Genomic DNA, 15,050 nt, shown 5'->3' on the forward strand with positions numbered 1-15,050 from the left:
ATGAAAAAGAGAGCAATGGATATCATAATCAGTGTGATAGGTTTAATATTAACATCACCAATAATCATAATATTTGCAGTGTTAATTAGATTAAATATGGGAAAACCATTATTGTATAAACAATTACGACCTGGTAAAAACGAAGTACCATTTACTTTAATCAAGTTTAGAACTATGACGAATCAACAAGATTTAAATGGTGTGTTGTTACCAGATGAATTACGTAAAACTAGATTAGGGTCGTTCATACGAAGTACTAGTATTGATGAATTACCGCAATTATATAATGTGTTAAAAGGTGATTTGAGCATTGTCGGACCACGTCCGTTATTAATGGAATATTTAAATTTATATAACGCTAAACAAAGAACACGTCATGCTGTAAAGCCAGGTATAACAGGCCTTGCACAAATTAAAGGTAGAAATGCTTTATCATGGGAAAAGAAATTTAAATATGACGTATGGTACGTCAATAATCAATCCATGAAATTAGATTTATATATTATTTTTATGACGATTATAAAAGTTGTTTTACGTAAAAATGTAAATGCTCAAAACCATACAACTATGTATAAATTTAAGGGCACAAAATCATGAAGAAAATAATATTAATAGGTAACGGTGGGCATGCCAAAGTGATAAGGGATATAGTAAAAAAATCGGAGAGCTACCAATTGGCAGGCTATCTTGATGATGCAATTGTACGAAAAAGTTATAGTAATGAAATTGTATATGATAGTTTAACTAATATTAGCAATTATTATCGCACACATCACTTTATTATAGCTATTGGTGATAATAATAAACGACAACAAATTGTTCATCGTTTTGCTAACATTAAACTAAATTATGCCACGCTCCTTCATCCCACAGCCACTATTGGCTCAAATGTAAAAATAGACAAAGGTAGTGTGATCATGCCGAATACTACAATTAATGCAGATACTACGATTGGCAAACATTGTATCATTAATACGATGAGTTGTATTGAACATGATAATGAGATTTGTAATTATGTTCATATTGCACCCAATGCCACATTGACAGGAAATGTAGTTATTAATCAAGGCACATTTATTGGTGCAAGTGCTACGATCATTCCAAATATCAATGTTGGCAAAAACGTTATCGTAGGAGCAGGATCTACTGTTATAAAAGACATAGCGGATAATCATAAAGTTTATGGCTCGCCAGCGACAAATAAGAGGTGACAACATTATGAATAACGATAGAATTTATTTATCTCGACCACACATGGGTGGTAGCGAGCAACGCTTTATCAATAATGCATTTAAGAAAAACTGGATAGCGCCTTTAGGAGATAATGTCAACAATTTTGAAAAAGAAATGCAAAGTTATACTGGTGCAAAATCAACATTAGCTTTAAGTAGTGGGACAGCGGCAATACATCTTGCACTAATAGAAAGTGGAGTAAAACAAAACGATGTTGTTTTTTGTTCATCGCTAACCTTCTGTGCAACTGCAAACCCTATTTTATATCTACAAGCAAAACCAGTATTTATTGACTCTGAGTTAGATACTTGGAATATGTGTCCGCGATCTTTAGAAAAAGCACTACAAATATATACGGCTATAGGTCAAAAACCTAAAGCAGTAATTGTAGTAAATTTGTATGGGCAGACAGCACAATTTGATAAAATCATAGCATTATGTAATGAATATAATGTTACTTTAATAGAAGATGCTGCAGAGTCTCTAGGTTCTAGCTTCAAAGATAAGATGAGCGGCACAATTGGAGATTTTGGTATATTTTCATTTAATGGGAATAAAATTATAACGACGAGTGGTGGAGGTATGTTGCTGTCTCACAATAAAAAAGCTATAAAACATGCTTTATTTTTAGCAACGCAAGCGAGAGATGATGCAGCTCATTACCAACATAGTGAGTTAGGGTTTAATTATCGATTAAGTAATATTTGTGCTGGCATAGGATTAGGACAATTAGAAGTGCTTGCAGAAAGGGTAAATCAACGACGAGCTATATTTGAACGCTATGCACAAGCTTTACAATTTATTGATGTTAAATTCCAAATTGAACTTAATAATACAGTATCAAATAGATGGTTAACGGCATTTGTATTAACAAATAATGATAATAGGCTTACACCTATGACTATAATTAACAAGTTATCAGAGCATAATATTGAAGCGAGAAGAATATGGAAGCCAATGCACATGCAACCACTATATAGTGAATGTGATTTTATTTCTGTATATGAAGATAATGCACAAGCTATTTTTGAACGTGGCGTATGCTTACCTTCAAGTTCCGATTTAACAATAGCACAACAAGATAGAGTAATTGATATTGTTAAAGATATAAGTGAAACGCATAAAATGAATAATTAAATATAATAAAAAACGAGCCTGATTACAGTATCTTCAGGCTCTATTTTTTAATTTTCCGATTTTGCCGTGCATGCTTTCCTAAGGTAAGGCTCGAGCCTGCAGTCTCTCACTCATACGATTCCCCAAGGCGTCAGCACGATACAAAATCGTTACAAACTAATCTTTTTATGTTGATAGTATGTGATTTTATTACTGTTAAGAAAATGGTTGTAGCAAGCTGTTTTCAAATCTAGTTATCCTTTCCGAAGCGAGATTACAAAACCTTCTTATAAAAATAAGATTTTGCCCCGTTCCCGTTTTAATCTATTGAATATTGTGCTAATAATTCTTTTAAATGAAGGTATAGTTCATTAGGGAAAGGCTCTTTATGCGGTTGTGTTGTTTTATATTTTTTTATAAATTCATCTGGAGACATGTTAAACACACGGTGGAAATTCTTCAAAAAAGTAGATTGTGAGCGATATCCGTATTCTTTCCATATTTCATTATAATTGGTCGTTAACATTTCTACAGCTAATCTATATATTTTGATTTTTCTGATATATTTTATGAGAGAAAGATTCATTGATTCTGAAAACACTCTAGATAGATAGCTTGCATTCACAAAGAAATGATCTGCTATATCAGCTAATGATAAATCTTCTTTATAATGATTGTTTACGTGTTCCAATACCTTTTTAACTAGTGGATTGGCATGCTCTAATGTGTTCTCTTTATAATATTGTCCTAAACGTATATAGTTAATCAATTTAATAATACAAATATCTGCATTGAACTGATCTTTTTCATAAATTGCGATTACCGTTTCGAGAAATTCTTTTTTAATAAAATGTTCTATTTTAGATTTATCTAGATAAAGTTGATCCCATCCGAAAAGTGAAAATCGATTAAAACTAAACTTATTGATAGTAAGAGCTATAACTTTACCTGAATTTATAAGTAAGTTGGGAGAGGTATAGGGTTCGAGTATAAAAAATTCATGCTTTTGAAATTTACCTAGATAAGCTTTGTCATAAAACGATACATGTCCAGACAATACAAAAAATATATGAATATTATTGAAGCTATCTTTTATATTAATATCAGAATCGTGAATTTGATAATTGTAATCCATAGTATCTCTCTTTTCATAATAAAGTAATTTTGTAATATTAGCATAGCATGTCTAAAGCTTATGAAATTTACGATAAGTGGTAAAATATTTACTTAAAGTGGTAAAAAGCAGTCACTGTTGAATGTATGATATTTCATAAATTTAGCGTACATTTTAAGCATAACGTTAAGGATCTATGTTATTAAATTCAATTGTTATTAAAAAAGCGCTAATTGATTAAATTAGCGCTCACTTGGAGATATGAATTGAATATTCAAAAGTTTAAAGAGAATAAAAACATCCCTGTAAGATATCATAGAGTAAATGACTACTACTTTAGTTAATTAAAGTAGGTAAATAAAGTATAGCAACATACTAACTAATTGGCTATATCTCTCATGAAATCAGAAAAAAATTGACAACATAAAGTAAAAAACAGGGGATAAACCCGAAAAAAACCACTAATCAAAGGATTAGTGTAAAAATAATAATCTGATTGGGTTATTAGTGCTTATGGTAGAACTGAGATGAATGTATGAATAAACCAATATAAATTCAGATTTTGTTTATTTTTAATTATGAAAGCATAGTACTAAAAACCATCTCGTCTTCCTAAAACAATAAATAGAAGACAATTAGAAGTATAGCAAATGAATTTACGGTTTTATATATAATATAGTGAATAGTAAAAATATATAACATATAAGTAAAAAATAAGAATATATTTATTAACCAACTAGAGTAATCTAACTTAAGTAAAATTTAAATGGCATTAATTGTAAAATTTATACTGTCGTATAATTTAATACTTATTTTTACAATATCTAGTGTAAATTTTACTTCTTACAAAATATTTAACCATGTTAGATATAATAAAAGTATAATAAGCATAGGGTGTTAATACACCATTTTACCTCTACTAATAATTTTTGGAAATTAGGATAAAGGATGTTCATAATTTTATTATGCTATCTTTTGTCCTATTTCTATGTAACGAAATTTGAGTAAAAAGAATAAATTTTACTTTAGCATTTCCATTCATTACTTCTTTAATAATAAGACACTAAAATAAGAATAAATACGTTACAATAATTTTGTGTGGTGAACACATACATATTTTCATAAAATATATTCCCTAGTATGAAGTAGGAGCAAGAATTTTCTATGACACTCGACCAAAAAGCGACTTTGGTTTGGTTACGGAAAGGGCTTGTTCCTCTTTTTTATCATTATTTTTGCTCTTTTTTACTATTTAAATGTTGTTTTTTACCTATCGGCTTTCAAATATGTACATTTGAACAAATACAAGCTATATTGGTTGTGAGGTAAGGCATAAACATCATGATAACTTTCAGTAGTTTACTGAATATTACACAACAAGAACATATGTACTTATCTCTTTTTTATTCGCTTTCTCCTAAGCTATTTATTAATATTTTTATAGTTCATTACAATTGTAGCGCATTGTATTAAACTAGCATATGTTATGGTAGTTAACCTTCCAAACTACCACGCTCAACTATTTAGAGTTTATTGATAAGCGACTATTTTATAAATAAACCTAAGTTAAAGCACTCTAACTATTGCTGATATATCAGTAGTTAGAGTGTTTTTTTGTATCGACTTACATAAATCCATAAAAATTTAAACACTGCGTATTATATATAAAACAGTTATAATATAAGTGATACGGAGGAATGTTAAAGTGGAATTTTGGTTAGAACAACAAGCTAAAAACAAAGGCGATAAAATTTTTATTGATGATGGGCAAACACAATTAACCTTTAACGTATGTTATAACTTGTCACTAAAGGTTGCTAATAACTTAGTAGAACTAAACAGAACTAGAATAGGGCTATATATTAACAATAGTATGGATGCCATTATTTTAATTAATGCTGCATGGATAGCTGGTATTGAATTAGCGATGATTAATACTCGGTTAACTAAACAAGAAATTTTAAATCAAATGGCTTCAATCGATGTAGATACAATCGTTTCAACGCTCGAACTTGAGTTAAAGGGCATATCAATCATAGATGGACAAGAAATGATCGCTAAAGAAGGTAATAATCATAGAACACAAAAAGTCAACTTTAATTTAAATCACATTGCTTCTATTATGTTCACGTCAGGTACGACTGGACCTCAAAAAGCAGTGCCTCAAACTTTTGCCAATCATTTAGCTAGTGCACATGGTTGCAAACAAAGTTTAGGTTTTGACGACAATACTGTGTGGTTATCTGTATTACCTATATATCATATTTCGGGATTGAGTGTTATTTTAAGAGCTATCATTCAAGGGTTCACAGTACGTATAGAACAAAAGTTTAATACACAGCGCATGTTAGAAATTATACGTGAAGCAAGACCTACACATCTATCACTAGTACCCCAAACGTTACAATGGTTACTTGATGCAGGATTGTCGCAACCGTATAATATTGAAAAAATATTACTAGGTGGGGCGAAACTATCAAGTCAACTTATTGATAAGTCCTTGCAAAGTAACTTACCTATATATAATTCTTTTGGTATGACGGAAACTTGTTCACAATTTTTAACTGCTTCTCCTGATATGTTAGCAGAACGTTATGATACAGTTGGTAAACCTAGTGATAATGTACAAGTAGCTATAGCAAACCCTGATGTTAATGGTCATGGTGAACTCCTAATCAAAGGAGACAATGTAATGAATGGATACCTTTATCCAAGTAATTTAACGAATGTATTTGAGGATGGGTATTTCAATACAGGTGATATAGCAGAAATTGATGAACAAGGTTATGTAATGGTTTACGACCGTCGAAAAGACTTAATAATAAGTGGTGGAGAAAATATTTATCCATATGAAATAGAAGCGACAGCAAAATATTATGTCGGTATTAAAGACGCAATGTGTATTGGGATTGAAGATCCAACATGGGGTCAAGTACCATATTTATACTATGTAGCTGATGAAGCTATAGATCATAATTTTTTACACAATTTTCTCAAGGAAAAGCTAGCTAAATTTAAAGTGCCGAAAAATTTTGAACGTGTTGAACAATTGCCTTATACTTCTACAGGAAAATTACAAAGAGGTAAAATTATCGGTTATTAAGGAGTTACGCAAGTGAAAATTATTAATCTAGAGCTTTACTACTATAATGAAAACTTTAAACAGCCAATTATTACGCCTAAAATAACTTTGTCTGAACGTAAGTCATTAATTATTAAACTGATAACCGATAATAATGAGAGTTATTATGGAGAGTGCAATGCCTTTGAAACAAATTGGTATTTTGATGAAACGATAGATATTGTTATTAATAAAATACAAGATTGGTATAAAAAAGTACAAGGTATGGCATTAAACTCTTTCGAGGAAATTAAGCAAACTTTAACGCAATTAGATGCTTATCCCGCAACTAGAAGTACGATTGTCATGGCTTGTTATCAAATGTTTAACGATTTGCAGTCACTCGCAGTAGGATACGGCGCAACCATAAGTGGTTTGAACAGCCATAAATACAGACAGTTGGTCGAAACGCAACCTGAACGAATAAAGTTAAAGTGGTCGACTCATATTTTGCATGACCTAGATAAATTAGCAACTTTACCATTCGATTTTAATATCGCGGTCGATGCTAATGAATCTTTATGCTTAAGTGATGTTAATTTACTTGAACAGGTGGCAACATATAATGTTATTTATGTAGAAGAACCTTTTAAATCTTTACAAACGCTAGATAAATCGGGTGTTACAGCTCAGTTGGATATTGCCATAGATGAAAAAGCACTTGAGTTTAACGCAATTGAAAGGGCGATAAAACAACACAGTATTAAAGTGGCTGTGCTTAAACCATTTCGTTTAGGCGGTATTGATAAAGTAATGGATACTCTTAAAAGTTTAGAACAGTTAAATGTAAAAACTGTAATAGGTGGCATGTACGAATATGGATTAAGTAGATATTTTACAGCTATGCTAGCACAATATGCTACTTACACAAGTGATATCACGCCTGCAGGGTTTTATTTTGCCAATGATTTCGTTGAAAATATGGGCATATTAAAAAATGGAAGGTTAGTATTTAACCCTCCAGTAATTGATTCGGCAAAATTAGTGCCTATTTATTAGTATGATTTTGTTCTTTTTTTAAAGGAACTGGATCAAAACCACTTTTGTGGAATGGATGACATTTCAAAATACGTTTTAACCCTAACCATCCACCTTTAAAAGGACCATAGACTTCTATTGCCTCTTTAGTATATGATGAACAGGTAGGATAGAAACGGCATGTCGCTGGCGTTAATGGCGAGATGAATTTTTGATAAATATAAATGATAAATAATAAAACTTTTTTCATAATGTGACCTCCAATGGAGCTTTAAACATTAATATTTTAACATATTTTGAGGTGTCTGATGACTATTAAGTATTTAGATAAAGATAATAACGAAGTATTTCTAAACTATACAACAGATAAAGACGAGGCTAATGGTCAGCATGTATTAATTATACCGATTTATAATAATAAATTATTATTTACTCAACATGATATTAGGGGTATCGAGTTCCCCGGGGGTAAAATTGAACAAAATGAATCTTCATTAGCTGCTGCACAACGAGAGTTACATGAGGAAACAGGTGCAGTTGCAACAGAATTTCATTACATCGCACAATATTATGTTGCTAGACGAAATTTATCTAGTTTTTATAAAGACGTATATGTGGCTGAAATTGACTATTTAGAAAATAAGCAAGATTATTTAGAGACAAGTGGGCCCAAACTTTATCGTAATGTTGCAGATATACCTGAACAACAACAAAGTTTCTTAATAAAAGACACAGCAATTTTAAACTGTTTAGAACGGGTGATCGAACTTGGATATTATAAGTAAAAAGCGTATGCCAATTGATATAACGACACATGTATTTGATGAAATAACTTATGAAGTTGACGGTTTACATGTTAAAGGTCTTATGGGAACTCCTACACATGAAGTTAAACGTATAGTGATGTATTTGCGTGGTGGAAAAGGACAAGTAGGTAAAGTAAGAGCTGCACGTTTATTACAATTTATTGATCACAATACTTTAGTCATTGCACCTTATTATCGAGGTAACAATGGAAGCGAAGGGAAAGATGATTTTTATGGGGATGATTTAAATGATGTAACACAGTTACTGTCAATCTTGACGCATCATTATCCTCATGCGTTTGTGCATATGATTGGTTTTTCACGTGGGGGATTACAAGGATTATTAACTTTTCAAGATTTACCTGTACATAGCTATATTATATGGGGTGGCGTAACTGATATCCATTTAATGTATCAAGAACGTGTTGATTTAAGAGGTATGTTACGTAGGATGGTAGGGCATCCAAAAAAAGATATTGAGGCTTATGGTAAAAGGGATGCTATTAAGCATATAACTCAAGATGCGCCACCAATATTAATTATTCATGGTTATCAAGATCAACAAGTCGGCATTCAACAAGCACAATTTTTAGTACAATCTTTAACTGAAATTGGTGCTGTGCATCGCACAATGTATCAACAACGAGAAGGACATGTACCGAGACCCTTTGCTTTATCAAAAGTATTAAAGCAACTTAAGCAATGGATGACAGATATTGAAAAGCAACAATTAAAAGATAACTACAACGTAGAATGAAATTTATGTAATATAACGAGTCTTGGACATAATTTCTAGATAAATAGCCAGTAAATGCGTTTTTATAAATGCATTTACTGACTTCTTTATTTACAATACTTCGTATTGTTAGCTCGCTTTCTTAGGGGACAGCTTTAGCCTGTATTCTTCAACTTGTCACGTTCTCGCAAGAGTCTCGCCAAATTACTTTTTTTAAAAATAAAACCATTTTTGTATAATTTAATAAACACTACTAAACTAAATTAACGAGGTGCCTTATGTATAAAGACTAAAACATGACTCGACTTACCCTACTCATGGAAACTTCCGTACTTATCGCCAAGATAAGTATGGATTTAAGCGAGACTTCAAATTATATAGATGTAGATCTGTTTTTTGATTTATGAATGCTATTTTGGGTTTCACTCGAATGTTCGTTCGAGGAATAAATAAAGTCAAAAGAGAACTTGGATTTGTATTAATGGCACATAATATAAAAAAGGCAAATTCTATATTATTTTAATAGAATTTGCCTTTTTTCACTTGTCCAAGAACTTTATGTCCCAGACCCGTTATACAGATATTATTTTTTAAAGCCACCTTTTAGGGCAAGTTCAGCTGTTTCTTCACCGAATTTTTCAAAGTTTTGGTTAAAACGTTCGATTAAATCGTTAGCTTGTTGTTTATAAGCTGCTTTATCGTCCCATGCGTTCATAGGATTTAAAAGTGTTTGAGGGACACCTTCAATACTAACTGGAATATTTAAACCAAATGTTTCATCTGTTGTATATTCCGCTTCAGTTAATTCTCCTGTAATAGCTTTATTAACCATTTGACGAGTGTAAGATAAGCTAATACGACGACCTTCGCCGTATTTGCCGCCAGTCCAACCAGTATTAACTAAGTACACATCAACTTCATGCTTATCAATCAAGTCACCTAAGATGTCAGAATATACTTTTGCATCTAATGGTAAGAAAGGTGAGCCGAAACAAGTTGAGAATGATGGTTCTGGTTCTGTAATACCACGTTCAGTACCAGCTAGTTTAGCAGTGAAACCACTTAAGAAATGATACATTGCTTGATCTTTAGTTAATTTAGAAATAGGTGGTAACACACCGAAAGCATCAGCAGTTAAGAATATAATCGTATTTGGATGTGCTGCTTTAGATGGCTTAACGATATTATCAATATGGTCGATTGGATATGCAGCACGTGTATTTTCAGTATAGTAGTTGTCATCGAAATCGATATCACCATCATTATCAACTACAACATTTTCTAAAATGGTACCATATTTAATCGCGTCGTAAATTTGAGGTTCTTTTTTCTTAGAAAGATTAATAGCTTTAGCGTAACATCCACCTTCGATATTAAAGATACCATTAGCATTCCAACCGTGTTCGTCATCTCCAATTAATTTACGTGTAGGGTCGGCAGATAAAGTTGTTTTGCCAGTACCAGATAAACCGAAGAATAATGCTACGTCACCTTTTTCTCCTACATTGGCAGAACAATGCATACTCATAATATTATCTTTAGGTAATAGATAATTCATTACTGAGAAAATACCTTTTTTCATTTCACCAGCGTATTCAGTACCACCAATAAGGATAACTTTATGTTTAAATGAAGTGATTATAAAAGTTTCAGAATTTGTACCATCAACCGTTGGATCTGCTTTAAATCTTGGTGCAGAAACAATTGTGAAGTCTGCTTTGATTTCTTCAGCTTCTTCTTTAGAATCAGGTTTAATAAACATATTTTGTGCAAATAAGTTATGCCAAGATAATTCATTAATAACTGAAAGATTTAATTGCGAATCTTCGTCGCTCCCAGCGTATCCATTAAAAATATACAATTCATCACGTTCATTTAAATAATCTAAAACTTTGTTATATAGATTTAAAAATGTCGTTTCATCAATTGGCTGATTGATATTACCCCAATCAATATCATCTTTATAAGAAGGTTCAGTTACTATAAATTTATCTTTCGGTGAACGACCAGTATATTTGCCGGTTCTAGCATTAATTGCTCCAAGCTCAGTCAATTCACCTTCGTTATTTTCTAACATCTTGTAGTACAATTCGGTTGTTGATAATTGAAATAAAGAAGTTGTTTTATTATAAATGTTTTCCAGTTTATTAGTGTAAGTATACGTATCTACCGCCATACTTAATCCCTCCAACGCTATTTTTTATGTAAGCCTTTACAATAAATGAGTATAACATAATTACTCTATTATGCCATAAAAATTATTATAAAATTTGGTATTGTGTAAAATTGACATTACTATGCAGTTTAGGTACTATAGATACTAACGGATTCTCTTATCCTGAGTGGCGGAGGGACATGGACCCAATGAAGCCCAGCAACCTCTTCTTTATACATTAAAGAAGGAAGGTGCCAAACCGTTTGCAGACAAATACCGTCTGAACGATAAGAGCGAATGGACGTATTGAGCCTTCTCTCTATTTTATAGTGATGAAGGCTCTTTTTTTATTAAGCTCACAAAAGAGAATTTTCGTAATTTAATAACTAAAGGAGCATATTATGACATACAATAGAAGATTATTTACTTCAGAATCAGTTACAGAAGGACACCCAGATAAAATTGCGGATCAAGTATCTGATGCAATTTTAGACGAAATATTAAAAGATGATCCGAATGCTAGGGTGGCTTGTGAGACAACAGTTACAACAGGTATGGCACTTATTTCAGGTGAAATTTCGACTACGACTTACGTAGATATTCCAAAAGTAGTTCGTGAAACGATTAAAAATATTGGTTATACACGTGCAAAATACGGTTATGATAGTCAAACAATGGCAGTATTAACTGCTATTGATGAGCAATCTGCAGATATCGCACAAGGGGTAGACACAGCTTTAGAATATAGAAATGATATTTCTGAAGAAGAAATTGAAGCTACGGGTGCTGGAGATCAAGGTTTAATGTTTGGTTATGCAACGAAAGAAACAGATACCTATATGCCATTACCAATTTTCTTATCTCATCAATTAGCTAAACGTTTATCTGATGTGCGAAAAGATGACATCATTAAATATTTACGTCCTGATGGCAAAGTACAAGTTACGGTTGAGTATGATGAAAATGATCAACCTCACCGTATTGATACAATTGTAGTATCAACACAACACGCCGATGACATAGCACTTTCTCAAATTCAAGATGACATTAAAGAACACGTTATTTATCCTACTGTTCCAAAAGCATTGTTAGATGAAAAGACGAAATTTTACATTAATCCAACTGGACGATTTGTTATTGGTGGACCCCAAGGTGATGCCGGTTTAACAGGAAGAAAGATTATCGTAGATACATACGGTGGTTATGCACGTCATGGTGGGGGATGCTTTAGTGGTAAGGATCCTACAAAAGTAGATAGATCAGCGGCATATGCAGCAAGATATGTTGCTAAAAATATCGTTGCAGCTGATTTAGCGGATAAATGTGAAGTACAACTTGCATATGCTATTGGTGTAGCTGAACCAGTCTCTATTTCAATTGATACGTTCGGTACTGGTAAAGTAAGTGAAAGTGAATTAGTTGAAGCAGTAAGAACTCATTTTGACTTAAGACCCGCAGGCATTATTAAAATGTTGGACTTAAAACAACCAATTTATAAACAAACAGCAGCTTATGGTCATTTTGGTCGTACTGATGTATTATTACCATGGGAAAAACTAGATAAAGTTAATGTCTTGAAAGATGCAGTAAATGCATAATTAATTTGTTATAACTTTATTAGTGTTTTTATCGAATGATTAAACAATTTTTATTATAATGTAATTAATGATATATAAAGGAGCGAAATTGTTATGAATTCATTTGGACCAATTCAAATTGGTTTGATTGTAGCTATCGTGATAGCAATTATTTGTTTCATCCTATTTTTAGTCGCTTTAAAAAGTAAGAAAAAAGCCCAACAAAAAATAGAAGAACAATATCAATCAAAGCAACAAAAATTGAGTGACGAACACGCAGAGGAATTAGAAAAAGAAAGAATAAAAAATAAAAAGACTGTTACGAAACAACAAGAAGAGTATGAGGCAACGGTTAATTCTAAAGACAGAGAAATTGATGCACTAAAATTATTCTCTAAAAATCATAGTGAATATGTTACTGATATGAGATTAATCGGTATACGTGAGCGACTAGTAAATGAAAAACGAATTCGTCCCGAAGATATGCACATTATGGCTAATATCTTTTTACCTAGAAATGAATTTAATGATGCACAACGTATTAGTCATTTAGTGTTAACACGTACAGGTTTATATCTTATAGATTCTCAATTATTAAAAGGCCACGTATTCAGTGGTATTAGTGGCCAACAATTTGAAGAACAACCGATGATGTCACAAGTGTTTGACACACTTGATTTAGACAAAAATGAGCCACAAACGTTAGTTTTAGATCAAAACGATGATAAAAGTTCATTGTCATTTGTAAATTACTCAAACCACCTAGAAGCGGTAGAAAAGTTAGCTGGGGATTTACAACGACAATTAGATTTAAAATATACACCTACTACTATTCTTTATTTCAATCCTAAGAATGAAGGGGCAGTGACAATATCTAATTATGCTCAATCTTCTAGTAGCAAAGTTTTAGTAGGACCAGAACAACTTGATGAGTTCTTTAACAAATTTGTGTTCCACGGTAGAATTCAATACAATGTTGAAGATTTACAAAACATTATGGATAAAATTGAATCATTCAATTAATATTTTAGAGCCTGGGACTTAATTGTCTTCAGGCTCTACTTTTATATAGGTAGTAGATGACTGAATTGAAGATGCGCTTATATCAAGCTGCTTTCAACTATAGTCATCTTTGCCGGAGTGGGGTTACAAAACCTTCTTAAGCATATAAGATTTTTGTCTTGCTCTTTTAAGATTTTGCCATGCATGCTTGCCTGGGGACTATAAAATCTTCTTTTAAAAATCAGATTTATGTTCCGCTCCCCATTTTTTTAAGCATTTTAATATGATAATAAGACATAATTTATTATGATATTATTAAGTTAACTTGGAAGGAGTTATTATAATGCAAACAACTAAATTCTATAATGGAAATGAAATGCCAGTACTTGGTTTAGGGACATTTAGAGTTGAGAATAGCGATGAATGTAAAGAAGCGGTGAAACATGCCATTATAAGTGGTTACAGAAGTATAGATACAGCTATGATTTATGAAAACGAAGCCAAAGTGGGTGAAGGTATTGCCGAAGGTTTAGCGGCTACTGGGTTAGATAGAAGTGAATTATTTATTACTTCAAAATTATGGTTAGCTGACTATGGGCAAAACAATGTACAACAAGCATACGAAACAAGTTTGAAAAAATTAGACTTAGAATATTTAGATTTATATTTAATGCATTGGCCTGGTACAGATGAAGCAGTAATGATAGACACTTGGAAAGGTATGGAAGATTTATACAAAGCTGATAAAGTGAAAAATATTGGTGTGAGTAACTTTACGCCTCAACATATGGAAGCACTGTTAGCTCAAGTATCAATTAAACCTGTTATTAATCAAGTTGAATTCCATCCTTACCTAACTCAAAATGAATTAAGAAGATACTTAGAAGTTCAAGGTATAGTAGCAGAATCTTGGTCGCCGTTAATGAACGCTCAAATTTTAAAAGATGAGCAAGTTAACGAAATTGCTACAGAAGTAGGCAAAACGCCAGCACAAGTTATTATTCGATGGAACATTCAAAATGATGTAGTTGTTATTCCAAAATCAGTGACGCCTTCAAGAATCGAAGAGAACTTAGCTGTCTTTGATTTTGAATTGACTGAGGACCAAATGACTAAATTAAACAACTTAAATGAAGATAAACGTATTGGTCCAGATCCAAACGAGTTCACAGGACAATAAAATATTATTCATAAAAAAGCTAGTAACTATAG

The 15,050-nt window shown here is 32.0% G+C and carries 13 protein-coding genes, 2 pseudogenes and 1 riboswitch; of the genes and pseudogenes, 12 read left to right on the forward strand and 3 right to left on the reverse strand.

Annotated features, from left to right (window positions below; genetic code table 11):
* Genes RPL90_RS08860 through RPL90_RS08870 form a run of 3 tightly spaced genes read left to right on the forward strand, consistent with a single transcriptional unit; the run spans window position 1 to window position 2,370 of the window.
* Window positions 1–597 (forward strand): sugar transferase, encoded by a 597-nt coding sequence (locus RPL90_RS08860; protein ID WP_313547896.1) that lies wholly within the window; start codon window positions 1–3, stop codon window positions 595–597.
* Entirely contained in the window at window positions 594–1,211 is a 618-nt protein-coding gene (locus RPL90_RS08865) for an acetyltransferase (RefSeq protein ID WP_313547898.1), read from the forward strand. The genes RPL90_RS08860 and RPL90_RS08865 overlap by 4 nt, the downstream gene beginning before the upstream one ends.
* 7 nt (window positions 1,212–1,218) lie before the next feature.
* Entirely contained in the window at window positions 1,219–2,370 is a 1,152-nt protein-coding gene (locus RPL90_RS08870) for a DegT/DnrJ/EryC1/StrS family aminotransferase (RefSeq protein ID WP_313547900.1), read from the forward strand.
* A 298-nt stretch (window positions 2,371–2,668) separates the two neighbouring features.
* Here the strand turns inward: RPL90_RS08870 and RPL90_RS08875 are convergent, their stop codons facing one another.
* Window positions 2,669–3,484: a helix-turn-helix transcriptional regulator gene (locus RPL90_RS08875; RefSeq protein WP_313547902.1), complete on the reverse strand. Its 816-nt coding sequence runs from the start codon at window positions 3,482–3,484 to the stop codon at window positions 2,669–2,671.
* A gap of 1,684 nt (window positions 3,485–5,168) precedes the next feature.
* Between RPL90_RS08875 and menE the strand changes: the two genes are divergently transcribed.
* Entirely contained in the window at window positions 5,169–6,566 is a 1,398-nt protein-coding gene (gene menE, locus RPL90_RS08880; protein ID WP_313547905.1) for an o-succinylbenzoate--CoA ligase, read from the forward strand.
* A 12-nt stretch (window positions 6,567–6,578) separates the two neighbouring features.
* Entirely contained in the window at window positions 6,579–7,583 is a 1,005-nt protein-coding gene (gene menC / locus RPL90_RS08885; RefSeq protein ID WP_313547909.1) for an o-succinylbenzoate synthase, read from the forward strand.
* On the opposite strand, the gene yidD is transcribed toward menC, so the two are convergent.
* Window positions 7,573–7,815: a membrane protein insertion efficiency factor YidD gene (gene yidD / locus RPL90_RS08890; protein WP_313547997.1), complete on the reverse strand. Its 243-nt coding sequence runs from the start codon at window positions 7,813–7,815 to the stop codon at window positions 7,573–7,575. The two genes, menC and yidD, sit on opposite strands and share 11 nt — an antisense overlap.
* A 55-nt stretch (window positions 7,816–7,870) precedes the next feature.
* Here yidD and ytkD point away from each other — a divergent pair, with 55 nt between their 5' ends.
* From ytkD to RPL90_RS08910, 4 genes and pseudogenes are all read left to right on the forward strand, one after another.
* Window positions 7,871–8,347: an RNA deprotection pyrophosphohydrolase gene (gene ytkD / locus RPL90_RS08895; protein WP_313547912.1), complete on the forward strand. Its 477-nt coding sequence runs from the start codon at window positions 7,871–7,873 to the stop codon at window positions 8,345–8,347.
* Window positions 8,331–9,125: an alpha/beta hydrolase family protein gene (locus RPL90_RS08900; protein ID WP_313547915.1), complete on the forward strand. Its 795-nt coding sequence runs from the start codon at window positions 8,331–8,333 to the stop codon at window positions 9,123–9,125. Before ytkD ends, RPL90_RS08900 begins: the two co-directional genes overlap by 17 nt.
* 54 nt (window positions 9,126–9,179) lie before the next feature.
* Window positions 9,180–9,371: pseudogene (locus RPL90_RS08905) on the forward strand (hypothetical protein).
* 124 nt (window positions 9,372–9,495) lie between these two features.
* A pseudogene (locus RPL90_RS08910) lies at window positions 9,496–9,698 on the forward strand (IS5/IS1182 family transposase); the annotation flags it as partial.
* Here the strand turns inward: RPL90_RS08910 and pckA are convergent.
* Window positions 9,688–11,280 carry a phosphoenolpyruvate carboxykinase (ATP) gene (gene pckA / locus RPL90_RS08915; protein ID WP_313547917.1) on the reverse strand — a complete coding sequence of 531 codons (1,593 nt, stop codon included), beginning with the start codon at window positions 11,278–11,280 and terminating at the stop codon, window positions 9,688–9,690. The pseudogene RPL90_RS08910 and the gene pckA sit on opposite strands and share 11 nt — an antisense overlap.
* A 154-nt stretch (window positions 11,281–11,434) precedes the next feature.
* Window positions 11,435–11,553, forward strand: a riboswitch (SAM riboswitch).
* Window positions 11,554–11,660: 107 nt separating this feature from the next.
* On the opposite strand from pckA, the gene metK reads away from it, so the two are divergent.
* The 3 genes from metK (at window position 11,661) to RPL90_RS08930 (ending at window position 15,018) form a co-directional block, all read left to right on the forward strand.
* Window positions 11,661–12,857 carry a methionine adenosyltransferase gene (gene metK / locus RPL90_RS08920; protein WP_313547920.1) on the forward strand — a complete coding sequence of 399 codons (1,197 nt, stop codon included), beginning with the start codon at window positions 11,661–11,663 and terminating at the stop codon, window positions 12,855–12,857.
* 93 nt (window positions 12,858–12,950) lie between these two features.
* Window positions 12,951–13,859: a nuclease-related domain-containing protein gene (locus tag RPL90_RS08925; RefSeq protein WP_313547922.1), complete on the forward strand. Its 909-nt coding sequence runs from the start codon at window positions 12,951–12,953 to the stop codon at window positions 13,857–13,859.
* Window positions 13,860–14,181: 322 nt separating this feature from the next.
* A complete protein-coding gene (locus RPL90_RS08930; protein WP_313547924.1) occupies window positions 14,182–15,018 on the forward strand; it encodes an aldo/keto reductase in 837 nt (278 codons plus the stop codon).
* Window positions 15,019–15,050: the final 32 nt, after the last annotated feature.

The sequence above is a fragment of the Staphylococcus kloosii genome, from assembly GCF_032139365.1.
Taxonomy (GTDB): domain Bacteria; phylum Bacillota; class Bacilli; order Staphylococcales; family Staphylococcaceae; genus Staphylococcus; species Staphylococcus kloosii_A.